A 26,823-nucleotide genomic window follows, 5' to 3' on the forward strand; every position below is an offset into this window, starting at 1 on the left:
ATGTCGCGCGTGCTGATCGCCGACGACGAAGATTCGATGCGGACCTTGGTCGCGCGCGCCATTGCCATGGATGGACATGAGATCGTGACGGCGCAGGACGGTGCCGAGGCGCTCGACATCCTGACGCGCGAGGCCGGCGCCTTCGACCTGCTGCTGACCGACATCCAGATGCCCATCATGGACGGCATCGCGCTGGCGCTGTCGGCAGCACGCGATTTTCCCGACCTGACGATCCTGCTGATGACGGGCTTTGCCCATCAGCGCGAGCGGGCGTCGAATCTCAGCGCGATCGCTCACGACGTCATCACCAAGCCATTCTCGGTCGCCGACATCCGCACCGCGGTGGCCGACGCGCTGGCGTCGAAGGCGGCGAAGGCGTAGGGCGGACGCGTGGCCATCGCCTTGGCGCGGGCATCGCCGGCGCATCGCATCACCGGCTGCGCGGATCGTTCGCAGCGATCCTCGATGGCGCTCCACTCTGCGCTGCCGTCCCGGCGAACGCCGGGGCCCATAACCACCGGCGATCGTTGAGACGCGCTGCTGGTCCTCCATCTTGCGCAATCCCACCTCCCTATGGTTTTGGGTCCCGGGTCGGCGCCGCCGCCGCGCTTGCGCGCGCTGGCGGCTTGCCCGGGACGACATTGGAATGCAGCGCGAACACGAGGGGGTCAGCTGACGCTTTGCAGCTCTTGAATGGTCGTCGAAGGCGCACGACCCTCTCTCATCCGTCATCGCGAGCGCAGAGCAATGATGCGGGGGGCGGGCATCTCGTCTCCCAACTCATACTGTGGCACGCGCTCGCATTCCCGCGGCGTATCCCGCCCGAGTTCTGCTGATCCTATTCACCCTCCAAGAAGTCGGAGGGCGCAGGGAATGCCGGGTGAAGGCCTCACCCATGGCCCGCCTGCGAAAAAAATGCAGGCGGCAGGTACCACAGGTTCAGCCGATCATCCGGCATTCCCTGCACGATGGGCTTACGGCTGCTTCGCGATCTCCCCGGTGCGCCGGGCTTGTTGGCCACCGTCGTCCACGTGATGCACCAGCACCCTCGCGAACTTGACCTCAGCGTCGGGAGGCCAGGACCACGCGACTTGACCGTCCGCAAGAACATCGTTCGTCCGCATATCCGTCAGGACATGCTGCGAGCTCTCACGGCCATCGCCTCCCCGCCTCGCGTGTCGTGACGATCGCGCGCAACGCCCCTCCGAGTGAGGCGGGATAACCATATATAGCATAAATTCCGGAAAACAGAAGATCTATTTTTTGCGCAGAGCGGGACGTGCAACGTGCTGAAGCGCCAAGAACAGAAAAGACTACCGGAAATGCTACCCACCAGCCCGGAGAGCAAAGAAAGCGTTTGCTCGTAAAGATAGTATGAGTAATCTGCGGTCGGGGAGGAAACCAGCATTGGTGCACGTAAGAGCGAATGGGCGGAAGCTTCGTTGGCCAGTCGCCATCCTAGTGGCGGGAGCTTCTATTTGCGGTGCAACATTGGGATATGCCGGTGTAAATATTCGCGATTTGACGCAGAACCAACGCGCTCGCGATCAAGCCTTTCGCACCCTAAAAGCAGCGTCCGCCGAGTACAATTTCGAATACGTGGTCATCTTGATACCTCCGGGCTCGCTACCTGGTATCGAGATCCCCGTACCGGTTTCGCACATCAGATTTAGGAGCACGGTCTTCTTCGCGTTTAACAAATCCGAAATCGAAATGGCTGCCGAGAAAGCCATCCTTGATCTGGCGAAGACAGTCATTGCAGATAAATCCGCGCGGTCAGTCCTCATTGTTGGTCACACCGACTCCATTGGCTCCGACGAATACAATAGCACACTATCAGATTTGCGCGCCCGCGCTGTTGCGATCAAGCTAAAGGAGAACGGCGTCCCTGAGACGCTTCTTGGATTGGTGCCCATGGGAGAAGCGCAACCCATCGCGACAAACAAGACCAGCGAGGGACGAGCGCAGAACCGTCGCGTCGAATTTTTCGTGTCCGATGTTCCAGGCGCAACACGCAAGGCAGCCGAAACGATAAAATTCGATCCGTGCCATCGCAACGACCAAGATGTCCCGGCAGGGCAGCCAAACCCCGAATGCAACAAAGAAGTCCGCATTCCAGTCTTTGACGGCCCCACTGGAAGAAGCGCAACCGCATATATTGAATTGAGCCGCGACGCGATTCAGACCGGATCAACTCCGATCAGTCGTCCATTGATACCGAACGAGGTCCTCGCTCGGCCCTCTCTTAAGGAACTTATGCAAGAATAGGTTTTTGGATCCCAAGATAATGCCGTCCGATACGCTCGCTGAAGAAGCTCAATTCGGCCTGAAGGCCGCAAACCAAATGCTTCGCACGAAGCGCGTTGATGCTGACGCTCGCCGCCAGTTGATTGTACAACTAAAGAACTTCGACGACCGCCTTTCCAGCGACATCGAAATTAGGGCAAGCAACTACTTAGCCGAACTAGACGAAAGGGAGAATGCGGAGATCAGCGCAAACTGGTCTCAGCTGAACAACAATCAGAAATACTTGCGCGCCAACGCCGAGCAAAAGGCGAGAGATCAAACATTCCAAGAACTACGCCAAGTCAACGGGGGAGCGTACCCTCGAAATCTCTCGCCCGTGCTCTATGTCATACCGCTCATCGGCATTGGCGTTGCAGAGTGGTACGTCAATCTATCGACCTTCATGGCCAAGTTTGTGCCGCTGGTGGCTGGAGCTGGAACCATTCTGGTTGCAATGATCTTCGCTATCGCGAGCCACTTTCATGGCGAATACCTAAAGCAGCTTGCTGAGATCCTGCATCCATCGGTCGAATATCGAAACGAGATCGGACGCAAGCTCTCGGTGCTAATCGCGACCATTCTCTTGATATGCGCTTTGGGTGTCGTCGTCTGGCTGCGATATCAAGCCATCTCCGAGCAACTCGGACTCGGCTCGGATGCCCCTGGCACGTTTGGTGGATCCAACGCATCGATGGTTTGGCAAAACCTCGGACCAACTATCGGGCTGAATATGTTCGTTTGGGGCTTGGGAGTTCTGTATTCCTATCTCGCAAGCGAGAAAGTACCGCATCTGCGCGACGCGTATCGAGAGTTACTTCGATCCAACAAGAGACTGCAGAAGGCGCGCCAACCGTTTGAGCGTGAACAGACACGCGTAACGGCGTTTTATCAACGGGAGCGCAAAAAAAACGAAGTCGCTCTCAAGGAATACAAGAACCTATCGGAAGAAATTAGAGGTACTTTGGCGCGCCTAGACACGTAGGGACCCCCTCATGAGTGCAATTGGACGATTTATTGCGCTTCTTTGCCTACTGGCCTCTCTTACATCAGTCGCAGACGCGCAAATACTTAACCAGAACAACATTGAACAGATATGCAAGTCGCCACCCGCGACACATAGACGAACGCTTGTGTACGTCGACATATCGTCAATTTCAAAGGCACGTACGGAGTGGGGATTGACGCTTATCAACCGGCTTGAGCTTGGCGCCAGAGAACCACTAACGATACTCGCGGTAAATCCAAATACGTTCGAGACCGACCAAGCATTCGACCTATGTTACCCGACGCTCACCAAGTCCGAAATTGAGTCTACCCGCATAGGCCGCAGCCAGTGGGACAAATTGACGTCACCAGACCCGGAAGACCAACAGCGCGAGAACCTGCAGACGTTTGATGCACGATTGAGAAATGCGCTGGACAAACTCTTGGTGAGCGCAGGAAAGTTCCAAAGCGGAAAACGGAAGAATATTTTGGGAGCGCTCGCGTTCGACAAGAACCGGTTCGCGGAACGCTCAGCTTTCTACCGCATCATCGTCTACACTGACGCGTCCCTCCTAGATCCCGACGTGGAAAGTTCCTCCGATACGGCCAAGTATATCAATTCGCTGGCCTCAAAATATCCCGCCACTTTTTATGGAGCCGACGTATCAATTTTTGGCGTGTCCGACGCCAGTGATCCCCAGATCAATTTGCAGGCTAGAGAAAAGATCTTTGAAGCGTACCTACTGACGAGTTGGGCTCACCTTAAGTCATTTTCTTCATCGCTCCCCGCCCAATCGAATGACCCTTATTCGAGCATCACTCGGCTGGAAGGCACTTTCGAAGGCGGAAACAGTCAAGGCTTGGCGCGCATTTTCTATTCTACGCCGAGCAAATCCCAGACCGTGGGCTGGATAACGTTCGTCGTGGGTCGAAATCAATTATATCTACCCTTTGAGGGCTCACTGGAGTGCGAAGGAGAACAGTGCAAACTTTCGGCCAACGCATCAGAGTCGGTCCCCCCGATGACCCAGTCACCATATTTCCGAAAGGGTGACCGTATCAATCTACACGGTAAAAAAGACATCTCATTCGAAGGCAGCTTGAAAACCGAAGCCAAAGAAGTCTTCAGAGAGGGAAATCAGGAAGCCAAGTATACCTTAAGGTTTCAAAAGCCATGACGGCATTTGCCGCCACGATGCTGGCCGCGTCTCTCGCCAGCTCAACTCTGGAGGTTGCCGCATGCCGTTGCGAAGGCTGCGGCTGCAAGGGCGGACCAGGATGGCGAGACACTACCGGGCGCTGCGTTTCTCATAAAGAACTTACAAAACGCTGCGGAGAACCGCCAAGTCGGTTCTGCTCGTTTGAAGGCAGACGTCAGGTGTGCCCTTCCAACCCACCGCTGAAACTTGGTCCAGCGACATCTGCTAGCGACGGATGAAACGCGGTTCTCCATTCTTCGCGGACGGCAAAGAGAAGTAGCCTACGAGACACAGAATTTCTGAAGTAGCAACGACAGGTTGGGCCCGACATACACGGATGGCTGCTTCGAGGAGCTCGCTGAGCTTGGTTGTGCCCGTGCTGCATAAGCAAGGTCCCTCTGAACTCGCTAAGCGAGATTGACTCGGTGCATCAAACTAGGTCGACGGGCAGTTCGAGCAAAGCTGTTATGATTGCCATCGGGTAGTCGAGACCGAGCATCGCGGCGTTCGTTCGACAGCATGACGCAGCCGAACAGTCGCGTCTCAGACTGGACGCAAGGCCATCTCGAGATTCCCGGTTCAAGGTCTGCGGTCTTGCCCCGGAGTGAAGGTCGTCAGCTTTTGGTACGAGGCTCGTGCCTCACGCGCTCAGCGCGCGCATCTCCGCATGCAGATCCGACTTGCCCTCGAAGCCGATGCCGGGGAGGTCGGGCATCGTGATGTGGCCGTCGATCACCTTCACGCCGTCGGGGAAGCCGCCATAGGGCTGGAACAGGTCGGGGTAGCTCTCATTGCCGCCGAGGCCTAGGCCGGCGGCGATGTTGAGCGACATCTGGTGGCCGCCATGCGGGATGCAACGCGACGGCGACCAGCCATAGGTCCTGAGCACGTCGAGCGTGCGCAGATATTCGCACAGGCCGTATGACAGCGCGCAGTCGAACTGCAGCCAGTCGCGGTCCGGACGCATGCCGCCATAGCGGATCAGGTTGCGGGCGTCCTGGTGGCTGAACAGGTTCTCGCCGGTCGCCATCGGGCTGGGATAGAAATCGGCGAGCGTCGCCTGCAGATGATAGTCGAGCGGATCGCCCGCCTCCTCGTACCAGAACAGCGGATAGTCGCGCAGCATCTTGGCGTAGGCGATCGCTGTCTCCAGGTCGAAGCGGCCGTTGGCGTCGACGGCGAGCTGGTTGCTCGGACCGATCTCGTCGAGCACCGCCTCGATGCGCTGGCGATCCTCCTCGATCGGCGCGCCGCCGATCTTCATCTTGACGACGTTGTAGCCGCGCTCGAGATAGCCGCGCATCTCCCGGCGCAGCGCCGAGAGATCCTTGCCGGGATAGTAATAGCCGCCGGCGGCGTAGACGAACACGCGCGGATCGGCCTTGCGGTTGTGGCGCTCCGCGAGCAGACGGAACAGCGGCTTGTCGGCGATCTTGGCAACAGCGTCCCAGATCGCCATGTCCAACGTGCCGACCGCGACCGAGCGCTCGCCGTGACCGCCGGGCTTCTCGTTCGTCATCATCGCCGTCCAGGCCTTGTCCGGATCGATGTTGTCCTTGGTGGCATCGAGCAGCGAGGCGGGATCCGCCTCGAGGAGTCGCGCGCGAAACCGCTCGCGAATCAGGCCGCCCTGGCCGTAGCGGCCGTTGGAGTTGAAGCCGTAGCCGACCACGGGATGCCCGTTGCGCTCGACATTGGTGATGACCGCAACGAGGCTCGACGTCATCTTGGTGAAATCGATATAGGCATTGCGGATCGGCGATGAGATCGGCTTCGTCACCTCGCGGACGTCGACGATACGAACGGTCATGGTCAATCTCCTGATCGTGGTCGCGAGCGCCGCGTCAGAGCGAGGCGCCGGCGCAGATGGTGATGGTCTGTCCGGTGATGGCAGCCGCTTCCGGCGACAGCAGGAAGGCGGTGAGCGCGGCCACTTCGCCTGGATCGACGTAGCGGCCCATCGGCGGCAGCACCGGCGCGGTGCCGGCGCGGCTGGGGTCGCGCAGGAACGGCGTGTCCGTGGCGGCTGGCGCGATGACGTTGACGGTGACTTGGCGCGGCGCCAGCTCGATCGCCCAGGAGCGCGCGAGGCCGGTGAGTGCCGCCTTGGTCGCGGCGTACTGGCTGCGGCCGGCCGCGCCGTTGGCGGTGCGGCTGCCGATCAGCACGATCCGCCCGCCCTCGCGCATATCAGGCGCCAGCGCGTTGGCCAACGCTTCAGCCGCGCCAACATGGACGCGCCACATGCCCTCACTGTCGTCAGGTGCGAGCTCGCCAAGCCGGCCGACCCGCATGTAGCCTGCGGCATGGACGAGCGCGGTGACCGTACCAACCTCAGCCAGGACCTCGATGAGCACAGGCGGGTCCGACAGATCAACCTGCAAGCTCGCGAAGCGCGGATGCGACAGCGCCGAGGCTGCACGGTCGATGCCGGTTACGCGCCAGCCGCCGGCAAGCAGGCGCTCGGCAACCGCGCGGCCGATGCCGGAGCTGGCTCCGGTCACCACGGCATGGCCGCGATCGGTGCTGCTGTCGTGGCTCTCCACCGTCATCCCTTGTACGCAGCCGCCTCGGCCTTCACCTTCACGGCGTCGAAATTGTTGATCTTGTCGATCAGCTCGTTGGTGTAGAGCGCAGCGTAGTCCTTGATGTCCAGCCCGTTCATCGCGGCCTCGGTGCGGAACTCCTGCTCGTTGATCCCGCCCATCTTCGTATCGGCATAGGGCGGCGCGTAGAGCTTGATCCGGCGGCTGATCGACTGCAGCACGGCCTTGACCGCCGCGTCCTCGCTGGCACCGCGCGGCGCCGTCTCCGGGTACATCTTGAGAAAGGCCCTGGCGCCGGCGGTCGGATTGGCGAGCAGGAATTGCGACGCCTTGCACACCGAGCGGCCAAAGCCAACCAGGAGATCCCTGTCCTTCTCGAACGTCTGCGGCATCGCCATCAGGAACTGACCGCCGACCATCGGGATCGTGGTCGGGCGCGGCAGATAGGCCAGCTCGATGCCAGCCGCCTCGATCTGGCCGAAGCCCGTATCGAAATAGGCGAGCGCATCGATCACGCCGCGCTGCAGGGCGACGCCCGCCGGCGTGCCGTTGCCGACCGCGACCCAGCTCACATCCTTGTCCGGATCGAGGCCGAGCGCCTTCAGCACGTTCTTGGTCACCGGATATTCGGTGGCGCCGAAGTCGGACACGCCGATCTTCTTGCCCTTGAGGTCCGTGTAGCTCTTGAGCGCGGAGCCGGGCGGGACGGCGATGTCCCATTTGTACGGATAGGTATATTGATAGAACAGTTTCGCGCCACCCCATTCGCCCTTGGCGAGCAGCGGCAGCGCCGTCGACGGCACGCCGACGCCGATGGTGACGGAGCCGCGGTCGGTCGCGACCTGGACGTTGGCATTGGTGCCGAGCGCCTGGACATCGAGCGAGAACCCTTCCTGCGCGTTGTAGCCGAGCGCCTCGCCGATCACGCAATTGATGATGGTGGCGTTGAGCGCCTTGAGCCCGACACCGAAGCGAATCTTCTTGGCGTCCGCCGCCATCAGGCCGGCCGGGGCGCCGCTCACCAGCAGCGCCGCGCTGGCGCTGCTCTTCAGGAATGACCTGCGCGAAACCATCCTACGTTCCTCCCTGCTGTCCTATTTTTTCCGATTGGCGCCCCAGTGCACGACCTTGGCCTCGCACCAGCGCACGATCCCGTGCAGCACGATGCCGAGCACGCCGAGAATGATCAGCGCGGCGAACACGCCGGCGACATCAGAGACGGCTTGCGCCTGGGTGATGACCACCCCCATGCCGCGCTGCGCGCCCAAGAACTCGGCGACGATCGCGCCGAGCAGCGCGTACACCACCGCCATGTCGAGGCCAGCGAAGATGAAGGGCGCGGCGTTGGGCAGCTTGACGATGCGATAGGTCTCGAACCGCGACGCCGACAGCGAGCGCATCAGGTCGATGCGCTCCGGCTCTACGGCGCGCAGCCCGGTGAAGCTGTTGATCAGCACCGGGAAGAACGACAGCAGCGCCGAGATCGCGATCTTGGAGCCGTCGCCGAAACCGAACCAGATCACGATCAGCGGTGCGATCGCCACCTTCGGCAGGCTCTGCAGCGCGAACGCATAGGGCATCACCAGCCGTTCGATGGCCTCGACCTCGGCCATCAGCGAGCCGATGACGAGGCCGAGCCCGACGCCGATGGCGCAGCCGACAGCGGCGTTGCTGAGCGTGCTCCACAGCGGCAGGTAGTAGCCGAGCGGACTGGCCGGGCTGACCGCGAGCCCCGACCAAAGCGCGCGGACCACCGCTTCGGGCTTCGGCAGGATGTAGGACGGGATGTTCAGCAGGTTGACCGCGGCGATCCAGCTCAGGATCAGCACCGCGAGACCGGTCCAGGCGATCGGCGATCCCAGGCTGATGCCGCGGCATGGACTCGCTGGCTTCTGCGACATGGCTGACACGGCGACGTTGGCAAGATCAGTCATGGCCATGCTCCTGCGCATTGAGCAGCCCGCGGACCTCCCTGGCGAGCCGCGCATAGTCCGGATGCAGCACGATGTCGTCGAACGACCGCGGCCGCGGAATGGGAACGGCGAGATCGGCCAGGATGCGGCCGGGACGCGCCGACATCACGATGACGCGGTCGGCGAGGAAGATGGCTTCCGAGATCGAGTGGGTGATCAGCAGGATGGTCTTGCGGTTCTCCTGCCAGATGCGCTGCAGCTCGAGGTTCAGACGCTCGCGGGTCAGCGCATCGAGGGCGCCGAACGGCTCGTCCATCAGCAGGATCTCGGGATCGCGCGCCAGGGCGCGGCAGATCCCGGCGCGCTGCTGCATGCCGCCGGACAGCTCATAGGGATATTTGTCGCCGAAATCGCCGAGACCGGTGACGGCGAGCAGACGTTCGATGCGATCGCCGGCCGGCGTATGTCTGCCGCCGACGCGCAAGGGCAGCCCGACATTGTCGCGCACCGTCATCCACGGCAGCAGGTTGGCGGCCTGGAACACGACGCCGACCTTGCGCGAGGGACCGGCGACGGGCTCGCCATCGAGCAGCAGCCGGCCATCGCTGTAGCCGTCGAGACCGGCGAGCAGACGCAACAACGTGCTCTTGCCGCAGCCGGACGGGCCGACCACGCACACGAACTCGCCCGGCTTGATATCCAGCGAGACGCGGCTCAACGCATGCACCGCCGCACCGGAGGCCGAGACATAGGTCTTCGAGACCTGGTCGATCGCGATCAGCACATCGTCCGGCGTGTCAGCAGCGCGCCGGGGTGCAGTCTCGACATCCATCATCAGCATGAGCGTCCACCCGGAATCTTGTTCGTTGATTTAGCGACAACAGCCGGGCCAGGCCCGGCTGCCGCGTCGTCGCAAACTCAGGCCGCCGCCTGCACCGTCAGTCCGGCCGCGGCGACCGCGGCGCGGATCGCGGCCATCTCATCGGCGCTCGGCGCATGGGTCGGCGGACGCACGGTGGCGTCGCGGATGACGCCGGCCACCTGCATCGCGGCTTTCATGCGGCCATGGGCCTCGCCGGTCGGCTCGCCCGCGCCATACACCGCGTCCTTCAGCGGATCGATCATGCTTTGCAGCTTCATCGCGAGCTTGAGATCGCCGGCAGTGACGGCGGCGAACAGATCGTGGATCAGGTCCGGAATCAGCGAGGCGAAGCCGACCAGCGCGCCGTCGACGCCCTGCACCATCGAGGCCAGCAGATATTCGTCGTGGCAGGTCAGCAGCGCCTTGTGCGGCGCCGCCGCGCGAATCGCCTTGAGGTCGCGAGCGTACTTGTTCATCTCGCGGGTGCCGATCTTGAACGCCTGGACGTGATCGAGGCGCGCGAGCTCGGCGAGCAGCTCGGACGAAAACGAGGCGCGCGTCCAGGCCGGATAGACGTGCACGATCAGCGGCAGCCTCGTCGCCTCGCCGATCGCGCTGAAGTAATCGAGGCAGTGCTCGCGCTTGAAGCCGAAGCGCAGCCAGTGGTGGGGCGGCATGATGTCGAGCGCGGTGGCGCCGGCCTCCTTCGCCATCAACGCATGCTCGATGCCGTCCTTGATGCCTTCGCACACGACCGAGGAGATGGTCGGGCAGATGCCGGTGAGCGCCTTGGCGACGATGCGCGTGACCTCGGCGCGCTCCTTCGCGGTCAGGCTGAACACCTCGCCGGTATGGCCGTTGGTCATGATGCCGACGATGCCACGGCGCTTGCCGAGCCAGGCCGCATAGCGCGTCAGCTCAGCCTCGTCGATCGCGTGATCGGCGTTGAAGGGAACGGCGATCGCCGGGATGATCCCCTTGAAGTTGGTCATGACGCTCATGTCGGACTCCTCGTGAGTTCTGGTGTCATCGGTTGGAAACGGTGGCGGTGGCGCCGCCCATGGCTTCGAGCGCGCGCGACAGTTGCGCGGCGGCGCGCAGCAGCGGCGCGACGCCCATGCGCTCGAAGGCCTCGGCCGAGATGCGCATGGTCGGCGCGGCGACGCTGATTGCGGCGAGCGGCACGCCGTCGCGATCGACGACGGGAGCTGCGAGCACGCACAGCCCCGGCGCGTTCTCCTGATTCGAGAGTGCGTAGCCGGCGGTCTTGACGTGGCGCAGGCGCTGCAACAGCGCGTCGAGATCGGTGATCGTGGTCTCCGTGCGCTTGATGCGCGGCTGCGCCTCGAGCACCTCGATCTGCGTCTCCACCGGCAGCAGCGCCAGCAGCGCCTGCCCGACAGCCGTGGAATAGACCGGCGCGCGGCTGCCAATGCGGACGTCGACGCCGAGCCGGACGAGGCCTGCCTGGATGCGCTCGACATAGACGATGTCGCTGCCGTCGAGCACGGCGAGCGAGGCCGCCTCGTTCATCTCGCCGACCAGACTCCGCAGAATCGGCCGCGCCTGGTCGCGCAGCTCGGAGCGCGCGATCGCGTTGAAACCGATGTCGAGGCATTTCAGCGTCAGGCGGAAGCGGCGCGTTTCTCCGACCTTCTCGACGTAGCCGAGCATGACGAGCGTGTTGAGCAGGCGGAACGTGGTGCCCTTGTCGAGCGCGGCGCGGCGCGCGACGTCGGCGAGCACCAGCTCGGGCTCCTCGCTGGTGAAGGCGTTGAGCACCTGAAAGCCCTTGGCCAGCGACTGCACGATGCTTTTCCCAGCCTTGGTATCCTCGTCCACCGGAGGCTCCGACGTTTCCTGCTTGACGCCCGTCTCGATGGCGGGCATTTTCGACTTGCTATAGTTCGGATTGCGAACTATAGTTCGTATATTCAAGCTGTCTTGCCGACGCCTGTCAAGGGGCGCGACGTCGCCAGCGCATGGCGCTCACGGCCGCTTGAATTTCCTCTCCGCCGCATGATCTCTCCCCGACGCGCCGCGCATCCGGCGGCGCCTGCAGGAGACCCGCGTGAGCGTTGCATTCACCAAGGAAGAGAGCGCCGAGACGGCTGCGGAGACGATGCTGCCGGACCGGCCGGTCTCGCCGCATCCGAACCTCGTCACCGAGGCGGGGCTGAAGGCGCTTCAGGATCAGTTGCACCAGGCGCAGGCGGCCTACGAGGCGGCGCAGGCGATCGAGGACGTCAATGAGCGCCGGCGCGAGCAGGCGCTGCCGCTGCGCGATGCACGCTATTTCTCGGCGCGGCTGCGCACCGCGCAACTGATGCCTCCCCCCTCCTCAACCGAGACGATCGCGTTCGGCAGCACGGTGACCTTCAGGCGCGGCGACGGCCGCGTGCAGACCTACGCAATCGTCGGCGAGGACGAAGCCGACCCGAAGTTCGGCATGATCTCCCACGTCGCGCCGGTCGCGCGGCTGCTGATGGGCAAGGCCGTCGGCGACGAGATCGAAGCATCGGGCCAGGAGCTGGAAATCCTGAGCATCGCGTGAGGGCTCAACGCATCAGGTGAGCTTCCGCCATGCGCATCGGCATCATCTCGGACACGCACGGCCTGCTCCGCCCGGAAGCGGAGCAACGCCTCGGCGGCGTCGATCACATCATCCACGCCGGCGACATCGGCCGTCCTGAGATCATCGATCATCTCCGCGCCATCGCACCGGTCACCGCGATCCGCGGCAACATCGACGGCGCGGATTGGGCGAAGGCCTATCCCGCAACCGTGACTGTGGTTCTCGGCGGACGATGCTTCCACGTCGTGCATGACGTCCATGATCTCACAATCGATCCGGCCGCCGAGGGCATCGACATGGTCGTCTCCGGCCACTCGCATCGCGCCCGCATCGAGACCCGCGATCGCGTGGTCTACTTGAATCCCGGCAGCGCGGGACCGCGTCGCTTCAAGCTGCCGATCACGCTGGCAACGCTCGATATCTCCTCAAGCAGTCTGCCGCCCGTGATCCACGATCTCGGCGGCGGCTGAATGGCAAGAGGGCGCCCAGGGGCGCCCTCCGTAACTGATTAGGAACACCGCGATCAGAAGCGATCGGCCAGCGCCATGCCGGGATCGCTGAACGAGGGACGGCCGGTCTCGACGTGGCCAGCGACGCGGCGATAGAAGCTGTCGTCGGTGTCGCTGGTGACGACGAAGTCGTACCACAGGCCGGACTTGCGCAGGTGCCAGTACAGCTCGCCGTGGCGTCCGGGTGCCGACACCTTGACGGTCCACGAGGTCGACGGACCGCCATGGCTCGGCCCCGGGAAGAACGTCGGCGCGCCAAAGCCGAAGCCCGGAGCATCGAAGTCGGGCGCCGAGCGGAAGCCGGGCACCGCGCCGAAGCCCACCGGATGGAAGCCGGGCAGCGGACCGAAGCCCGGACATTGCGGCTCCAGCGCGGCCGAGACCGAGGCGGTGACGGCCTGCAACGGCCCGTAGATCTCGTTCGACTTCACCGTGAAGCTCACGCGGGCATGGCCGTCATTGCGCAGCTGCATGTGCAGGCCGCCCTCGAAGACGTTGTAACCGACGAAGATCTCGGGGTTGGCGGCATTCGACGGCCTGACCTTGTCGAGGTCACCCTTGAAGTGACGGTGGAAGCCGTTCGGGCCGAGCACCCAGAGATCATACAGGCCATCGCTGCCGACGCTCCATTCGTCGTCGATCATCTTGCCGGCCTCGACGGTGTAGCGGCGCGGAATGAGATCGAGACGCTGCTTGTCGTAGACGTGGAACACGGCGCCGGCAAAGCCGGTGTTGGCGAACAAGAGCTTCACCTTGCCCGCGGCGGCGTCGACCTTCGCGGTGGCGTGCAGGATGTAGGGCAGCGGGCGCGAATAGCGCGCGCCGCTCTCCTGGAACAGCGGCTGCGGCGTCGCGGGCGCAACCGGCGCCGGCAAGGTCTTCTGATGCGCGTCCGACGCCTGCCAGTTGCTCTGGTCGGGCAGCTCCGGGAAGCGCGGATCGTTGGGGCTGGCGAAATCGAACGCTGAGGTGAGATCGCCGGAGACGGCGCGGTGCCACGGGCTGATCGCCTCGACCTTGATGCCGAAGCGCTTCTCCAGGAAGCGGCCGACCGAGGTGTGGTCGAACACCTGCGAGTTGACCCAGCCGCCCTTGCTCCACGGCGACACCACATACATCGGCACCCGCGCGGAAAGGCCCCAGGGGCGGATGTTGCCGCTGACCGTGTCGGTCGCGGTCAGCACGTTGCCGACGGTGTTGGAGAAATACTCGCCGTCGAGCGGCAGGGTCGCCTTGCCCATCAGCTTGCCGTTGATGTCGTAGGACGGCACCGCGGGGGCCGGCAGATGATCGAAGAAGCCGTCATTCTCGTCGAAGGTCAGGAAGAAGACGGTCTGGCTCCAGACGTCGGGATTGGCCGTCAGCGCTTCCAGCACCTGGTCGGTAAAATTCCCGGCACGGGTCGGGCTGCCGCCGCCGGGATGCTCGGAATTGGCCTGCGTCGGCAGGATCCACGACACCTGCGGCAGGGTGCCGGCCATGACGTCGGCCTTCAGCCGGTCGAGATAGTCCGGGCCGCCGGTCAGGCCGTGCACGTAGTTCGGATCGTTCGGCTGGGCGTGACGGAAGCTGGAGAACGCCAGACAGCCGTGCATTGCGCCGGTCCAGTTGTCGTTCATGTCCTGATAGATGTGCCAGCTCACGCCGGCCTTGTTGAGCAGATCGGGCAGCGTATCCCAGGCGAAGTCGCTGCCGACATATTTGTAGTTGGCCTGCGGCTGCGGCTGGCCGGCGACCCAATTGTGCGGGTTCGGCCAGCAGCGCAGGTTGTTGGGCTCGGAATCGTTGGTGGTGGAGTTGATGCCCTGGGCGCGCAGCGCCGGGTTGAAGTTGGAGCCGGACCAGAACACGATGCGGTTCGGATCGGTGCCGGTGGTGATGGAAGCGTGGTAGGCGTCGCAGATCGTGAACGCTTCGGCGAGGGCGAACTGGAACGGGATGTCGTCGCGGCCGAAATAGCCCATCGCATAGGGCGTCTTGTACTTCGCCCAATAGCCCATCTTGCCCTGATTCCACGCCGCCTGGCTGTCGCCGAAGGAGTGCGGCGTGCCATAGCCGACCAGCGCGTTGGAGGTCGTGGAGTCGCGGTGATAGGGCGGAATCTCGCGGCTGCCGTCGGACTGGAACCAGACCGGCTTGCCGCTCTCGAGCGGGATCGGGAAGCGGTCGCCGAAGCCGCGCACGCCGCGCAGCGTGCCGAAGTAATGGTCGAACGAGCGGTTCTCCTGCATCAGGATGACGATGTGCTTGACGTCCTGAATGGTGCCGGTCCGGCGCCGTGCCGGAATGGCGAGCGCCTGGCGGATGCTGGCGAAGGCAGCCGCCGCCGTGGCGCCTGCCAAGAAATCGCGACGTGTTGTCATGCTGATACGACCTTTTGAAATCCCGAAGACCATCGTCAGGATTGGCGGGGCGAGCCCGGCCTGCTCCTGCGAACGTCCCTGGCGTATCAGCGCGGCTTGACAGCGCTGTGAAATTTTTATTTACGAAATGAGTCTGAATGAGATTTCCTCAGTATCGGGGCGCAGCGTGACGGAATCGACCTTTCGTTCTGGACCGGGCGTGAACGGCATCCTGGCCCGCGTGCGTGAGCTGCAGAACGAGCTGCCGCCCAAGGCCAGGCAGATCGCGGAGCTGGTCATCGCCCGGCCGGAGCCGTTCATCCACATGTCGATCACCGAGGTCGCGGAAGCCTGCGGCGTCAGCGAGGGGACGATCGTCTCGTTCTGCCGGCGGGTCGGGGTGCGGGGCTTCCAGGAGCTCAAGATCATGCTCGCGCGGGACCTGATCGAGCCTGTCAGGCTGATCCAGGAAGACCTGCATCGCGGCGACGATCCGGCGACGGTGACGGACCACATCTTCGCCGCGCATGCCGCCTCGCTGCAGGAGACGCGGCGGCTCTTGTCGATGGACGCGCTGGCGCAGGCGGCGACGCTGCTGCGGCAGGCGCGGCGGGTCGAGATCTACGGCATCGGCAGCTCGGCGCCGATCGCGCAGGATCTGTCGTATCGCCTGCTGCAGCTCGGGCTCGCGGCCAATGCCATCGTCGATTCGCATGTCCAGGCGGTCAGCGCGGGGATGACCGGGCCCGAGGTCGCGACCGTCACCGTGTCGCATTCGGGCAGCACGGTCGAGACGGTGCTGGCGACCCGGCTGGCGCAGGCGGCGGGCGCCCGCACCATCGGCATCACCCGGCTCGGCAAGTCGCCGCTGGCGGCGCATTGCGAGGTGCTGCTCTACACCGTCGCCAACGAGACGCGCTACCGGCCGGAGGCGATGAGCAGCCGCGTCGCGCAGCTCGCGATCATCGACACGCTGGTCAGCTGCTGCGCGCTGACCGACACCGAGCGCTCCGTCGACAGGCTGCAGCACGCGGCGCGCATCCTGTCGGAGAAGCGCTACTGACGGCGGCACTGAGCGCGCCTCAGTAGTCCTTCAGCAGCCGCTCGATGTAGTCGAGCTCGAGCTGCGGCCGCGACTGATCGCCGAGCCGGCGGCGCAGCTCCTCAAGGATGCGGCGGACGCGCTGCACGTCGATCTCGCCGGGAATCTTCTGCGAGAAATCGTCGATGTCGCGGCCGGGATGCATCGGACGTCCGAGCGGATCGGTCTGCTGCGCGCCCTGCTGGCGGCCGGCGCGCTGGCCCGGACCGTCGCCCGGCTGGTCGCCATCGCCCTGCTGCATCGCCTCGGCGAGGCTTTGCGCGCCCTTCTTCAGCGCATCGAGCGCCTTGCCCTGCGACTCCACCGCGCCATCGGCATTGTTGTCGCCGAGCTGGCTGCCGGCATCGCCCATCGCGCTGTCGGCATCGTCGAGCCCGTCGCCGGAATCGCCCTGGTCGCCTTGATCCCCCTGCTCGCCCTGCTGGCCGGGCTGGCCCTTCTGGCCTTTCTGACCCTTCTGTCCCTTTTCGCCCTGCTGGCCCATGCCGCGCTTGGCGAGCTGCTCCTGCAACTGCTTCAGCCGGTCGCGCAGCGCCTGCTGGTCCTGCTGCAGGTCGCCCATGCCCTGGTCCTGGTCGCCCTGCTGCTTGTTGCGGTTGCGGCGCGAATCCTGGCCCTGTTTGAAGGTCTTGTCGCGGAGCTGCTGCTGCTTGCGGATCATGTCGCCGAGCTCGTTGAGCGCCTGCTCCATGTCGTTGTCGCCGCCCTGGTTGGGCTGCGCCATCTGCAAATTCTCCAGCATCTGCTGCAACTGCTCGAGCAGCTCGCGCGCGCCCTCCTTGTCGCCCTGCCGCGACAGCCGCTCCATGCGGTCGATCATGTTCTGCAGATCCTGCTGGCGCAGGATCTTGGTGTTCTGATCGAGCGGCCGCTGCGCCATCTGCGGGTTGTTGCGCAGCTGCTCGGCGAGCTGGCGCATGTAGTTGTCCATCGCCTTGCGCAGATCCTCGGCGAGCTTCTTGATCTCCTCGTCGCTGGCGCCGCGCTCCAGCGCCTGCTTCAGCGCGTCCTGGGCCGCGCGCAGCGCCTTGTCGACGTCGGAGATGTTGCCATCCTCGATGGTGACCGCGAGCGCCCACAGGCTGGCGACGACCTCGCGCAGCGCATCGTCGGTGCGCGCGGCCTCGAGCTGCCGCGTCACCGCGCGCAGGCCGAGATACTGGCCGAGCTCCGGCGAGAACAGCTCCGGCGCGATCGCCAGCGCGTCGAGCGCGGTGAAGACGTCGCCGTTGCGGTTGCCGTCGAGCGCCAGCAGGCGCCGCTGCTCGATCAGCGCCCGCGCGAGCGGCTTGGTGAACAGCCGCTCCGGCAGCCTGGTCTCGAACGGCTCGCTGGTGCCCTCGTTGCCGGCCTCGTCCTTGGCGGTCAAGGTGAGCGTGACGTCAGCACCGGCATAGGGGTCTTCGCTGAGATCCTTGACGGTCTGGCCGACGCCGTTGCGGGTGCGCGCGTTCGGCAGCACCAGCGGAAACTCCGGCGGCTGGAACAGCGGCCGCGCCGCCGGCGTATCAGTCGTCTTGGCGTCCGGCTTGGCCTCAGGCGTGCGCGCGGCGACCTTGGCGCGGGCTTCGGTCACGCCGTAATCGTCCTCGATTTTGTAGGACAGCTTCAGCGAGCCACGCGCCTGGCGCTCCGGGTCCTTGGCCATGCTGATGACCGGCGGCTTGTCCGGCGTCGCCGCGAACACCCATTGCGGCTGCCCCGACGGCGCGCGCACATGCACGGTGCCGTCGGCCTTGATGGTGTAGTGCTTCTCGGTGGTGCCCTTCGGCGCCGCTTCGCCGGCGGCGACCTCGCTCGCCGCGGCCTCGGCGACACCGCCCGAGGTGATGACATCGAGATTGCCGCCGCTGGAGCGGATGATCAGGGTCGAGCCCGCGGGGACCACGATCGGACCGCTCGCCGGCACCGCGCCTTCCTTGTTGGCGGCGGAGAGGATGATCGGCGGCTTCGCGGTGTAGAGCGGCGGCTTGATCCAGGCATCGACGCGGATCGTGACCGGCGTCAGCACGCCGTTCCAATCGAACGCGGAGGCAATGCGCATCGGCCGCTCGTCGCCGGCGGCAAAATAGGTCGCGACCAGCAGCACGACGACCAGCGCGCGCACCGCCCAGGGATCGTGCAGCAACAGCCGCGGTCGCGGCGTGCCGGCGCGGATGCGCTTGACCGAGGCCAGCGTGCGCTCGCGCTGCGCCTGCCACAGCGCCTGCGCGATCGGATCCTTGGTGGTGAGCGTATCGGTGAGCGCGGTGGCCGGTCGATGCGCGATGCCCGAGCCGCGGTCGAGCCGCGACAGGCCCTCCTCGCGGCTCGGCCAGCGGTAGCGCAGCATCGGCGCGGCGGCGCCGAGCAGCAGCAGCAGAAACAGCGCGACGCCGATCATGCGCGCCGCGAACGGCAGGCCGAGCCACAGCCCGGCCCAGGACACGATCAGGAACAGGCCGACGACCATCAACAGCCGCGCCAGATGCGGCCAGCCGCGCTCCCAGGCGATGGCGTATTGCGCCCGCTTGAGCGCCTGCGTCAGCTTCAGCCGCGCAAGGCCGTCGGGAGTGCTGCTTGCCGGCGGGGCCGGCTCGTTGCTGAGGCCGCTCAACGATTTCTCCAGGTTGCCCGGATGTTCACCCTATCACAAAGGCATCCATGAGGCACGCGCCGTGCCAAGACTTTCCCGCCTGCGCAGCCGATCCACACGGGAGTGTGACCGGGGCGGGTTCCCGGGGAGTTACGGGTGCGGCGGCCGAATGTGTGGCGCAGGCGCGGCCTCAAACTCCGTCATTGCGAGCGCAGCGAGCTTCCGCCTTCGCCCGATGGGCTTCGGCGGACAGGTCGCTGCGCTCGCAATGACGCCTGTGGCGAACATCCCGCCGCGCATCATCAAACACTCCGCGGAGAAATCATCAGCAAGACAAGCCCCATCGCTCCCGCGACGCCATCCGCGCCCGAGTGATGCCCGACATTTCACCCTCCTCGAACAGAGGGCGCAGGGAAGACCGGGCGCCGGCCGGCGCCCATGGTCCGCGTGCAACAAAAAGCACGCGGCAGAACCACAGGCTCAGCCGAGATCACCCGGCCTTCCCTGCGCGATGGTGTTACGACTTATACGCGCTCTTCCCGGGGACCGGCTTGTTGGCCCCGTCGCGGACGACACGTCATCGCCCACTTGGCATCAGCACCGGGATGCCAGAACCACGCGACTTCATCGTCGCATCGGGATCGTTCGTCCGCGCGAGCAAGCCCGCGCTGCGTCCCCATGCGCCCACCGCATCCCGCACCCGACGTCCGTGACGATCGCGAAGCGCCCCCTCAGCGGGACGGGATGCAGGGAGTAGAGCATGATTTCGGATAAAGCGCAACAAAGATCTCGCGTACGGCGACGATTGTTTTTCATGCGCTGCGAGCCGCTCGCGTGTCCGCGCCGAAGGCGGTAGAGTCCTGCGCAACGACGAGACCGGAGGCTCTGCACGCATGACGCCCCAAGACATTGCCGCCCTCACGCCTCAGGAGCGCTTCGACCTCCTGACCGATCTCTGGGACAGTCTGGCCGCGGAAGGCGTGAGGCTGACCCCAGCGCAGGAAGCCGAGCTTGCGCAGCGGGCCGCCGCGCTCGGTTACGCGCATGACGAACTGGACTGGACCAAGCCGCTGCTGGCCGAGGCCATCGCAGAGATCGACCGCGGCGAGGGTGTCCCGCTCAGCGAATTCGAAGCGCAGCTCGACACCGAATACGACCGAGCCTGTCGCCGCGCCCGATGACCGGCTCCCCGTTGCGCCCGTCGCGATCTGCGATTTTGCCAAGGTCTTGAGCGTTATCACCAAGGCGAAGGTAAGCGCGCCACCGATGATATCGGAGATGATTAGCCCCAATTGATGTAGCCGACCGTCAACTTCTTAAACTCTGCACTGGAAGCACATCCGGCATCCGTTTCTATGTTTGCTATCAAATAATCGAGACACTCAATCAAACGTTGATTGATTACATTTGCCTTAACAATCGTAAGAGCCACCTTTGCATGTCTGCGGCACAGCGACTTGCCAAGCTTCGCGCGCACCTCGAAATCGGATAGCGCCGCCATCACGTAAGCTGCAAACTTGTCTCCCGCCAGAGAAAGTATAGCATCATAGTATCCCTTACCGCCCGGTGACACGCCCTCACAGTAAGAAACGCCTCGACCAATCCGACACATGAGCACGATCTTAAAAAGTCTCTGCGCCAGATTATCGAAGATTGATTGCTGATCTGGCACGTAAGAATAGAGCTGCGCCGCTACAGGCGGCTCGTGGTGAAAATTATCCCAACCGTCATGCTTGTCTCGTAATTCTGTAATCAGCTCGTCTACTATTATCACGCGCTCAGAGGGAGAGCGAAAAGCATTCCCACCAACCACTCCGAAGAATTCTTCACCGAGAGCGTGCTTGTCCTTATAAAGATTTACGTTGTACCCCTCTAAAACAATTCCCAGCTTGTACTTTGCCTCGTCTTGACAGGCCGTCCACAGCGCAGGAGCGATAAGCGAAATATTCTTCCGAACGCCCGGATGAGTATCCGTCGCCACATACAAGCCGAAGATCGTTCGAAGCAGACTCCCGCAAAGGTGGGTGGGCAATTGTTGAAAGCGGGTAGCGATATTCTGAGCCTGAGCTTTGTCCAGCGGATCGGTTGCTTCACGCAGATTCTTAATAAATGCCTGCGCTTGAAGCGCCGCCTCCGTCGGATTGTCGTTTAAGACTTCGGAAACGCAAGTCTTGAGCCACCCGAGCAATTCGAATGCATTGATTGTGTAGTTGGTCGGATGCGAAATTCCGATGTCGTTTCGCATCTCCAAGATGTGCTTAAGCTTCTTGTAGGTCGCGTCAGAAATCAGCTCTAATTTTCGACAGGTATCTAGCAGCACCGAATCCTTCAGAGACGCCAGGTCATCTTCTGTCTTGTAGTGTTCGCGAGCCTTGCTGCCGCCAACTGCCGAGTCATAAAATATCTCCAAGCCATAGACCGCCGCTTTACGCCGGAGGTTGATGACCACCTCGTTCCACACCGCGTTCAGCGAATAGTCAAACAGACCGAAGCCTGCGCCGATCACAAATTTAGAGAGGTAGCGCGCATCTTTTTTTACTTCTGCGGGAAGATCGCGGATCAGGCCTTCGATATTGTCTCCAATTATCTTCCGCTCATCCTGAGCGGCAATGACGTTGTCGGCTGGCAACCCCATCGCTTGCAAAAAGTTGACGATCATTTGCGCCTGGGGATCGATTAACTCGTTAGTCTTCTTGAGAACTATGTTGGACATGCAGGACCTCGAATCTCAATAATCCGCCGAGTTGCAAAGATAACGCGCCCGTCAATAAACGTGCACCCTGGGGGGCTACGACAATCGACGACGAGAATTTATTCTGATGAGCGCTCCACAGACGTGGATAGAGCCGCTCGTAAGTAGCAGGGTAAACCTATTTCCGGCTGCCTCTGGCGCGGCCATTGCATCTCCTTAAGATCATGGTGACAGCGCACTCAAGCTCTACATCGCACCGCCTCGATCGGCTGCACTTCCACCGAATCTTATCGAAGAGAAGCTACTGATGATCGGAGTAGGATTTCGCCAACTCCTCTTCCGAAGGCGGATAAACATCGAACCAATCATACGCGTAGACTTGCTCGCGTCTCTGATCCAAGCTGGGCGCTTCAATCGGAAAACCATGTCCCGGAGTCCCCCGTCCTTTGTCAACGACAATGGACGTGAGAGGTGGAAGGTCATTGTCCATACAGTAGAACGCAAGATGACCTAAAATCTGCGCCAAGACTCCGGCAGCCTCTTTCCCAAACATCAGAACCGAGAGCCCCTGATAAGTGGTGGTCTGCCTGTTCTTTGCCATTCCAATCAATATCTGCCACGCCTGAACAGCGCGGGCAGGATGGGTTGCTTTCGGATTGAACTTCCGCATTGTCTCCTCCGTTGGCCTATCTATGGGGCAACGACCTTAAACCAGTCCCACATGGTCTTTTGATGCGTTCGACCTCCTTGGGCCTCGAAGATGGTCGACTTTGTCGAATCACCTCTTCCAATTAGACAAAGAGTATTTCCGTCGGCGATGGTCCAATTGAGCTCATGAATTCCACGAAAAGTTCTCACCATCAGATGACGTAACCGCATATTCCAGCACCTTGCGACGCTACTATTGTTAGCTACAAGACATGCGCAGCATGCGTCCAAGATATTAGGGAGAGTCTTCGCGTCTACCCCGACAGCGAAGAGACTCCGTAACGGAAGTACCTTAGATAGAGAAGAAAAAGGCCGAAAATTATGATCGAGCTACCGACCACGGCGGCAAGAAGTACAAACAGACGTCTCGCTCTTACGGTAATTACAAACCGTGAAACAAGCGCATCGGGATAGACATATGGCAGAAACGTCGCAATGTTGAACAGCAAGACGCCGAGTGGAACAGCAAGAATCAAAACAATAAACCGGTCTAGTGGCGATGGCACTGAATAGAGAATGATACTGGCTAATCCCGTCAAGATTGACAGTTGTATCTGAAGCGTTTCGATCTTTCGCTTTGCCGACAGGCGCACATCCGATTCGGACGAAAGAATTTGTTTAGCGGCGGGCGACGCCAAAGTTGGCCCACTCAACTCGGCCAATGATTGGACCATGTTGTCTTTCTGGACAACCAACGCATGGATCTGATCTTCGATAGCTGGGATGGCATTCTTGAGAAATGCGATTTTAGCCTCTCGCGGTAGCCGCTCTTTGATGTCTGCCTCGAAATCTTTCACACTATCCAAAAGAGCCGCGCGCTCTTGCTCTAGGCTTTTGTTCTGTGCTTGCGCTTCGTCAAGAGTAGCCTTGATCTTCTGAGCGAGACCAAATTGTTCGGTTATCTGCTTGATCGCCTCGTTGGAGCGTCTTTCTTTGGCGTAAAGCGCTAACGGAATCGCGCCAAGAATGATGCCGGTAACGCCGACAATCGCAGTTCCGCTGGGAGATGATAGGACCGCGATGATCTGATTGAAAATTTCAGTGAGCATGGCTGTGCAAAGGATGAGAGTGCGGCCAAACGCTAGATAGGAATATATAGATTAATGCACGTTCTCCTTGCAAAAGCTATGCATGTCTATTCCAAAAATGCGATCTGACTACCTAGATTCGTGCCTCCCAGGCACTGAACCTTATTGGAGGCGGCAAACCGGCTAACGCGTCAAACAGTACGCTAGTGATTTGTCCGATCATTCTCAGACTATAATCGCGGGCTCGACCCGCCCTGACCCTCACGGCCAAACCGGCGCCCCCTCCAGTCCCTCGGTCTCCTCCAGCCCGCACATCAAATTCGCGTTCTGCACCGCCTGCCCCGCCGCCCCCTTGCCGAGATTGTCGACGACGCCGAGCGCGATCACGAGGTTGCGCTCCGGATCGGCCGCGTAGCTGACGAAGGCGAGGTTGGAGCCGGTGGCCCATTTGGTCTGCGGCGGCGTGTCGGTGACGCGGACGAAGGCGCTGTCACGATAGAAGCGGCGGGCGGCGTCGAGGCATTGCGCCGTGGTGGCGCGGCCGCGGGCGTAGATGGTGGCGAGGATGCCGCGGGTCATCGGCACCAGATGCGGCGTGAACACGAGGCCTGTGGCGCTGCCGCCGCTGATGCGCGCGATCGTGCTTTCGATCTCGGGCATGTGGACGTGCCTGAGCAGGCCGTAGGGGATCAGGTTCTCGTTGCTCTCGGCGTAGCCGAATTTGCTGTCGCCGCCGCGTCCGGCGCCGGAGATGCCGGTCTTGGCATCGATCACGATGTTGTCGGGCGAGATCAGCTTCGCGGCGAGCAGCGGCGCCAGCGGGGTCAGCGCCGCCGCCGGGAAGCAGCCGGGATTGGCGATGCGGGTCTTGCCCGCGATCTCGCTCGGCCAGACGTCGGCGAGGCCGTAGGTCCAGCCGTCGGCGTAGCGGTGGTCGCCGCCGATGTCGACGATCTTCACGCTAGCTGGCACGCGCGCCAGCGCCTCGCGCGAGGCGCCGGTGGGGAGCGAGGCGAACAGCACGTCGAGCGGCGGCAGGCGCGCGGGGTCCCACTTCTCGATCACGAGATCGGCGAGTTTTGCGGGCACGCCGGGGAAGCGCTCCGCCAGACGCTGGCCGGCGCTGCCCTCGCCGGCGGCGTAGACCAGCTCGAATGCGGGATGCCCCGCGACCAGGCGCATCGCCTCGCCGCCGCCAAAACCGGAGATGCCGACGATGCCGACGCGAATGCTCATGGGTGGGGTCCTGATGGAAAGAATGAAGAGTTGCGGCGCTGCCTGAGATGCGCGGCCGAAGTTGCGCTTCAGCCGGTCATCGTCACCGCGACGCCGCGGCTTTCGTCTTCGGCTTGGCGCGGGCCGGCTCGGCCGTCAACCGGATTCCCATCGCATTGATGATCCGCAGGACGGTCGCGAACTCCGGGTTGCCGTTCTCGCCGAGGGTCTTGTAGAGACCCTCCCGCGTCACGCCGGCGGCCTTGGCGACCTGGCTCATGCCCTGCGCGCGGGCGACGAGATTGAGCGCGTCGCGGACCTCGGCGGGATCGCCGTCGGCGAGCACGAGGTTGAGATACTCGGCGCGGGCGGCCGGAGTTCGGAGGTGCTCAGCGGCGTCGAATGTCTTGAGCTTGCTGATTTTCATCCTCAATCCTCCAATGTCGCCGCGAGGTCCTGGGCCTTCTTGATGTCCTTGTCCTGGGTCCGCTTGTCGCCGCCGCAGAGCAGGATCACGACGGTCTTGCCGCGCCTCGTGAAATAGACGCGATAGCCGGGGCCGTAGTCGACGCGTAGCTCGCTGACCGCACCGCCGACCGACTTGGCATCGCCGAAGTTTCCCGCGGCCACCCGGCTGATCCGCCGGACGATGTGCAAACGGGCGCGCTGATCGCTCAACGCGGCCAGCCAACGCGAGAAGCCGGGCGTTTCGCGAACGTCGACCATGCGAGGATTGTAATCTATGGATTACAGACGCACAAGAGCGGGATGTGCGAGCCTGAACAGGGCAATCGCGGCAGCAACGCCTGCCAATGAGTTACTCCGTCATGCTCGGGCTTGTCCCGCCTGCGCGGCCGTAGCCGCTTCGGCGCGGCGAAGGCCCGGGCATCCACGTCCTTCCCAGGATGCCGGACGACGTGGATGGCCGGGACAGGCCCGGCCATGACGATGGTGGAGAAGGATGAGCGTGACCGCGCGAGCTGCGAGCGCCTCAGCCTGCCCTCACAGCCACGGCGCCGGCGTGTCCATCGCGATCAGTTGCTCCACCTCGATGCGCGGGCGGATCACGGCGGACTGGTCGCCCTTGACCAGCACCTCGGGGACCAAAGCGCGGGTGTTGTAGGTGCAGGCCTGCACGGCGCCGTAGGCGCCTGCGGTCATGATGGCGAGGAGGTCGCCGGGCTTTGGCTCGGGCAGCGCGCGGTCGAGGGCGAGGTAGTCGCCGCTTTCGCAGACTGGGCCGACGACGTCGGCCGTGAAGGCGGGCGCGTTCGGCGCGGCCTGCTTCACGGGCAAGATGTCGTGATGGGCCTCGTAGAGCGTCGGGCGGATCAGATCGTTCATCGCGGCGTCGATGATGACGAAGTTCTTGGCCTCGCCATGCTTCACATAGATCACCTTGGCGACCAGGATGCCGGCATTGCCGACGATCATGCGGCCGGGCTCGAACATCAGCGTGCAGCCGAGATTGTGGCTGACGCGCTTGACCATCGCGGCGTAGGCGGCCGGCTCCGGCGGCACGGCGCGGTCCATGTGATAGGGGATGCCGAGGCCGCCGCCGAAATCGACATGGGAGATGTCGTGGCCGTCGGCGCGCAGGGTCTGCACGAACTCGGTGAGGATGCGGAACGCGGTTTCCATCGGGCCGAGATCGGTGATCTGGCTGCCGATATGGACGTCAACGCCGGTGACCTTGATGCCCTTCATCTTCGCCGCACGGGCGTAGACGCGGCGCGCGTGGTCCAGCGGGATGCCGAACTTGTTCTCCGACTTGCCGGTCGAGATTTTTGCGTGCGTGCCGGCATCGACGTCCGGATTGACGCGGACCGAGATGCGGGCGGTGTGGCCGGTCTCCACGGCGAGGCGCGCCAGCAGGTCGAGCTCGGGCTCGGACTCGATGTTGAGGCAGTGGATGTCGGCCGCCAGCGCGGCGCGCAGCTCGGCCTCGGTCTTGCCGACGCCGGAGAACACGATCTTGCGCGAGGGGATGCCAGCCGCCAGCGCCCGCTTCAGCTCGCCGCCGGACACGACGTCGGCGCCGGCGCCGAGCTTGGCGAGGGTGCGCAGCACCGACTGGTTGGAATTGGCCTTCATCGCGTAGCAGATCAGCACGTCCTGGCCGGCGAAGGCGTCGGCAAACACGCGGTAGTGCCGCTCCAGGGTGGCGGTGGAGTAGCAGTAGAACGGCGTGCCGACGGTTGAGGCAAGCTCGGCGAGATTGACGTCCTCAGCGTGCAGCACGCCGTCGCGGTAGTCGAAATGGTTCATGGGTCGGGTCCGCGCGCGG

24 protein-coding genes are annotated in these 26,823 nt (G+C 63.2%); 8 read left to right on the forward strand and 16 right to left on the reverse strand.

Going from position 1 to position 26,823, the window contains the following annotated elements:
* The 4 genes from ACQR1F_RS21185 to ACQR1F_RS21200 all read left to right on the forward strand — a co-directional run bounded on the left by ACQR1F_RS21185 (position 1) and on the right by ACQR1F_RS21200 (position 4,448).
* Positions 1 to 381, forward strand: coding sequence for a response regulator (locus ACQR1F_RS21185; protein ID WP_315805711.1), 381 nt, complete (start codon positions 1 to 3; stop codon positions 379 to 381).
* Positions 382 to 1,491: 1,110 nt separating this feature from the next.
* Positions 1,492 to 2,268 carry an OmpA family protein gene (locus ACQR1F_RS21190; protein WP_434913781.1) on the forward strand — a complete coding sequence of 259 codons (777 nt, stop codon included), beginning with the start codon at positions 1,492 to 1,494 and terminating at the stop codon, positions 2,266 to 2,268.
* Between the two features lie 19 nt (positions 2,269 to 2,287).
* Positions 2,288 to 3,268, forward strand: coding sequence for a hypothetical protein (locus ACQR1F_RS21195; protein WP_434913782.1), 981 nt, complete (start codon positions 2,288 to 2,290; stop codon positions 3,266 to 3,268).
* Positions 3,269 to 3,464: 196 nt separating this feature from the next.
* The gene (locus tag ACQR1F_RS21200) at positions 3,465 to 4,448 is read left to right on the forward strand and encodes a hypothetical protein (protein WP_434913783.1); all 984 of its coding nucleotides are present in this window, start codon (positions 3,465 to 3,467) and stop codon (positions 4,446 to 4,448) included.
* Between the two features lie 661 nt (positions 4,449 to 5,109).
* Here the strand turns inward: ACQR1F_RS21200 and ACQR1F_RS21205 are convergent.
* The 7 genes from ACQR1F_RS21205 to ACQR1F_RS21235 form a co-directional block, all read right to left on the reverse strand.
* Positions 5,110 to 6,279, reverse strand: a complete 1,170-nt coding sequence (locus tag ACQR1F_RS21205; RefSeq protein WP_434913784.1) for a mandelate racemase/muconate lactonizing enzyme family protein — start codon at positions 6,277 to 6,279, stop codon at positions 5,110 to 5,112.
* A 34-nt stretch (positions 6,280 to 6,313) separates the two neighbouring features.
* Entirely contained in the window at positions 6,314 to 7,021 is a 708-nt protein-coding gene (locus ACQR1F_RS21210; protein WP_434913785.1) for an SDR family NAD(P)-dependent oxidoreductase, read from the reverse strand.
* Positions 7,018 to 8,088 carry an ABC transporter substrate-binding protein gene (locus ACQR1F_RS21215; RefSeq protein ID WP_434913786.1) on the reverse strand — a complete coding sequence of 357 codons (1,071 nt, stop codon included), beginning with the start codon at positions 8,086 to 8,088 and terminating at the stop codon, positions 7,018 to 7,020. Before ACQR1F_RS21215 ends, ACQR1F_RS21210 begins: the two co-directional genes overlap by 4 nt.
* 21 nt (positions 8,089 to 8,109) lie before the next feature.
* On the reverse strand, positions 8,110 to 8,949 hold the full coding sequence (locus ACQR1F_RS21220) for an ABC transporter permease (RefSeq protein WP_434913787.1): 840 nt from the start codon (positions 8,947 to 8,949) through the stop codon (positions 8,110 to 8,112).
* Positions 8,942 to 9,769, reverse strand: coding sequence for an ABC transporter ATP-binding protein (locus ACQR1F_RS21225; protein WP_434913788.1), 828 nt, complete (start codon positions 9,767 to 9,769; stop codon positions 8,942 to 8,944). Before ACQR1F_RS21225 ends, ACQR1F_RS21220 begins: the two co-directional genes overlap by 8 nt.
* Before the next feature lie 77 nt (positions 9,770 to 9,846).
* Positions 9,847 to 10,791: a dihydrodipicolinate synthase family protein gene (locus ACQR1F_RS21230; RefSeq protein ID WP_434913789.1), complete on the reverse strand. Its 945-nt coding sequence runs from the start codon at positions 10,789 to 10,791 to the stop codon at positions 9,847 to 9,849.
* A gap of 25 nt (positions 10,792 to 10,816) precedes the next feature.
* Positions 10,817 to 11,680, reverse strand: coding sequence for an IclR family transcriptional regulator (locus tag ACQR1F_RS21235; RefSeq protein WP_434913790.1), 864 nt, complete (start codon positions 11,678 to 11,680; stop codon positions 10,817 to 10,819).
* Between the two features lie 181 nt (positions 11,681 to 11,861).
* Here ACQR1F_RS21235 and greA point away from each other — a divergent pair, with 181 nt between their 5' ends.
* Both greA and ACQR1F_RS21245 read left to right on the forward strand, forming a co-directional pair.
* Positions 11,862 to 12,344: a transcription elongation factor GreA gene (gene greA, locus ACQR1F_RS21240; RefSeq protein ID WP_434913791.1), complete on the forward strand. Its 483-nt coding sequence runs from the start codon at positions 11,862 to 11,864 to the stop codon at positions 12,342 to 12,344.
* 29 nt (positions 12,345 to 12,373) lie between these two features.
* Positions 12,374 to 12,835, forward strand: coding sequence for a metallophosphoesterase family protein (locus tag ACQR1F_RS21245; protein WP_434913792.1), 462 nt, complete (start codon positions 12,374 to 12,376; stop codon positions 12,833 to 12,835).
* Between the two features lie 53 nt (positions 12,836 to 12,888).
* On the opposite strand, the gene ACQR1F_RS21250 is transcribed toward ACQR1F_RS21245, so the two are convergent.
* Entirely contained in the window at positions 12,889 to 15,237 is a 2,349-nt protein-coding gene (locus ACQR1F_RS21250; RefSeq protein WP_316181255.1) for a phosphocholine-specific phospholipase C, read from the reverse strand.
* A 199-nt stretch (positions 15,238 to 15,436) separates the two neighbouring features.
* Here ACQR1F_RS21250 and ACQR1F_RS21255 point away from each other — a divergent pair, with 199 nt between their 5' ends.
* Positions 15,437 to 16,279 (forward strand): MurR/RpiR family transcriptional regulator, encoded by an 843-nt coding sequence (locus ACQR1F_RS21255; protein WP_434887574.1) that lies wholly within the window; start codon positions 15,437 to 15,439, stop codon positions 16,277 to 16,279.
* Between the two features lie 19 nt (positions 16,280 to 16,298).
* Here ACQR1F_RS21255 and ACQR1F_RS21260 read toward each other — a convergent pair whose 3' ends face one another.
* Positions 16,299 to 18,914: a TIGR02302 family protein gene (locus tag ACQR1F_RS21260; protein WP_434913793.1), complete on the reverse strand. Its 2,616-nt coding sequence runs from the start codon at positions 18,912 to 18,914 to the stop codon at positions 16,299 to 16,301.
* An 872-nt stretch (positions 18,915 to 19,786) separates the two neighbouring features.
* On the opposite strand from ACQR1F_RS21260, the gene ACQR1F_RS21265 reads away from it, so the two are divergent.
* Positions 19,787 to 20,074 carry an addiction module protein gene (locus ACQR1F_RS21265; RefSeq protein ID WP_434913794.1) on the forward strand — a complete coding sequence of 96 codons (288 nt, stop codon included), beginning with the start codon at positions 19,787 to 19,789 and terminating at the stop codon, positions 20,072 to 20,074.
* 101 nt (positions 20,075 to 20,175) lie between these two features.
* On the opposite strand, the gene ACQR1F_RS21270 is transcribed toward ACQR1F_RS21265, so the two are convergent.
* The 7 genes from ACQR1F_RS21270 to lysA all read right to left on the reverse strand — a co-directional run bounded on the left by ACQR1F_RS21270 (position 20,176) and on the right by lysA (position 26,804).
* Positions 20,176 to 21,606, reverse strand: a complete 1,431-nt coding sequence (locus tag ACQR1F_RS21270) for a hypothetical protein (protein WP_434913795.1) — start codon at positions 21,604 to 21,606, stop codon at positions 20,176 to 20,178.
* Between the two features lie 280 nt (positions 21,607 to 21,886).
* Positions 21,887 to 22,255 carry a hypothetical protein gene (locus tag ACQR1F_RS21275; RefSeq protein WP_434913796.1) on the reverse strand — a complete coding sequence of 123 codons (369 nt, stop codon included), beginning with the start codon at positions 22,253 to 22,255 and terminating at the stop codon, positions 21,887 to 21,889.
* Between the two features lie 292 nt (positions 22,256 to 22,547).
* On the reverse strand, positions 22,548 to 23,342 hold the full coding sequence (locus tag ACQR1F_RS21280; RefSeq protein WP_434913797.1) for a hypothetical protein: 795 nt from the start codon (positions 23,340 to 23,342) through the stop codon (positions 22,548 to 22,550).
* 240 nt (positions 23,343 to 23,582) lie between these two features.
* Positions 23,583 to 24,557 (reverse strand): N-acetyl-gamma-glutamyl-phosphate reductase, encoded by a 975-nt coding sequence (gene argC, locus ACQR1F_RS21285; protein WP_434913798.1) that lies wholly within the window; start codon positions 24,555 to 24,557, stop codon positions 23,583 to 23,585.
* Positions 24,558 to 24,639: 82 nt separating this feature from the next.
* Entirely contained in the window at positions 24,640 to 24,963 is a 324-nt protein-coding gene (locus tag ACQR1F_RS21290) for an addiction module antidote protein (protein WP_434913799.1), read from the reverse strand.
* Positions 24,964 to 24,965: 2 nt separating this feature from the next.
* On the reverse strand, positions 24,966 to 25,262 hold the full coding sequence (locus ACQR1F_RS21295; RefSeq protein ID WP_315805687.1) for a type II toxin-antitoxin system RelE/ParE family toxin: 297 nt from the start codon (positions 25,260 to 25,262) through the stop codon (positions 24,966 to 24,968).
* A gap of 276 nt (positions 25,263 to 25,538) precedes the next feature.
* A complete protein-coding gene (gene lysA / locus ACQR1F_RS21300; protein ID WP_434913800.1) occupies positions 25,539 to 26,804 on the reverse strand; it encodes a diaminopimelate decarboxylase in 1,266 nt (421 codons plus the stop codon).
* Positions 26,805 to 26,823: the final 19 nt, after the last annotated feature.

Origin of the sequence: Bradyrhizobium sp. HKCCYLS3013, from assembly GCF_051167615.1 — a bacterium.
Classification (GTDB): Bacteria; Pseudomonadota; Alphaproteobacteria; order Rhizobiales; family Xanthobacteraceae; genus Bradyrhizobium.

Excerpts from the sequence above, each read along its gene's own strand:
- argC (WP_434913798.1), bottom strand. The coding sequence starts at position 24,557 with ATGAGCATTCGCGTCGGCATCGTCGGCATCTCCGGTTTTGGCGGCGGC.
- ACQR1F_RS21210 (WP_434913785.1), bottom strand. The coding sequence starts at position 7,021 with ATGACGGTGGAGAGCCACGACAGCAGCACCGATCGCGGCCATGCCGTG.
- ACQR1F_RS21280 (WP_434913797.1), bottom strand. The coding sequence starts at position 23,342 with ATGCTCACTGAAATTTTCAATCAGATCATCGCGGTCCTATCATCTCCC.
- ACQR1F_RS21195 (WP_434913782.1), top strand. The coding sequence starts at position 2,288 with ATGCCGTCCGATACGCTCGCTGAAGAAGCTCAATTCGGCCTGAAGGCC.
- ACQR1F_RS21245 (WP_434913792.1), top strand. The coding sequence starts at position 12,374 with ATGCGCATCGGCATCATCTCGGACACGCACGGCCTGCTCCGCCCGGAA.
- ACQR1F_RS21230 (WP_434913789.1), bottom strand. The coding sequence starts at position 10,791 with ATGAGCGTCATGACCAACTTCAAGGGGATCATCCCGGCGATCGCCGTT.
- ACQR1F_RS21295 (WP_315805687.1), bottom strand. The coding sequence starts at position 25,262 with ATGGTCGACGTTCGCGAAACGCCCGGCTTCTCGCGTTGGCTGGCCGCG.
- ACQR1F_RS21235 (WP_434913790.1), bottom strand. The coding sequence starts at position 11,680 with ATGCCCGCCATCGAGACGGGCGTCAAGCAGGAAACGTCGGAGCCTCCG.
- ACQR1F_RS21290 (WP_434913799.1), bottom strand. The coding sequence starts at position 24,963 with ATGAAAATCAGCAAGCTCAAGACATTCGACGCCGCTGAGCACCTCCGA.
- ACQR1F_RS21185 (WP_315805711.1), top strand. The coding sequence starts at position 1 with ATGTCGCGCGTGCTGATCGCCGACGACGAAGATTCGATGCGGACCTTG.
- ACQR1F_RS21250 (WP_316181255.1), bottom strand. The coding sequence starts at position 15,237 with ATGACAACACGTCGCGATTTCTTGGCAGGCGCCACGGCGGCGGCTGCC.
- ACQR1F_RS21220 (WP_434913787.1), bottom strand. The coding sequence starts at position 8,949 with ATGACTGATCTTGCCAACGTCGCCGTGTCAGCCATGTCGCAGAAGCCA.
- ACQR1F_RS21275 (WP_434913796.1), bottom strand. The coding sequence starts at position 22,255 with ATGCGGAAGTTCAATCCGAAAGCAACCCATCCTGCCCGCGCTGTTCAG.
- ACQR1F_RS21270 (WP_434913795.1), bottom strand. The coding sequence starts at position 21,606 with ATGTCCAACATAGTTCTCAAGAAGACTAACGAGTTAATCGATCCCCAG.
- ACQR1F_RS21205 (WP_434913784.1), bottom strand. The coding sequence starts at position 6,279 with ATGACCGTTCGTATCGTCGACGTCCGCGAGGTGACGAAGCCGATCTCA.
- lysA (WP_434913800.1), bottom strand. The coding sequence starts at position 26,804 with ATGAACCATTTCGACTACCGCGACGGCGTGCTGCACGCTGAGGACGTC.
- ACQR1F_RS21265 (WP_434913794.1), top strand. The coding sequence starts at position 19,787 with ATGACGCCCCAAGACATTGCCGCCCTCACGCCTCAGGAGCGCTTCGAC.
- ACQR1F_RS21215 (WP_434913786.1), bottom strand. The coding sequence starts at position 8,088 with ATGGTTTCGCGCAGGTCATTCCTGAAGAGCAGCGCCAGCGCGGCGCTG.
- ACQR1F_RS21225 (WP_434913788.1), bottom strand. The coding sequence starts at position 9,769 with ATGCTGATGATGGATGTCGAGACTGCACCCCGGCGCGCTGCTGACACG.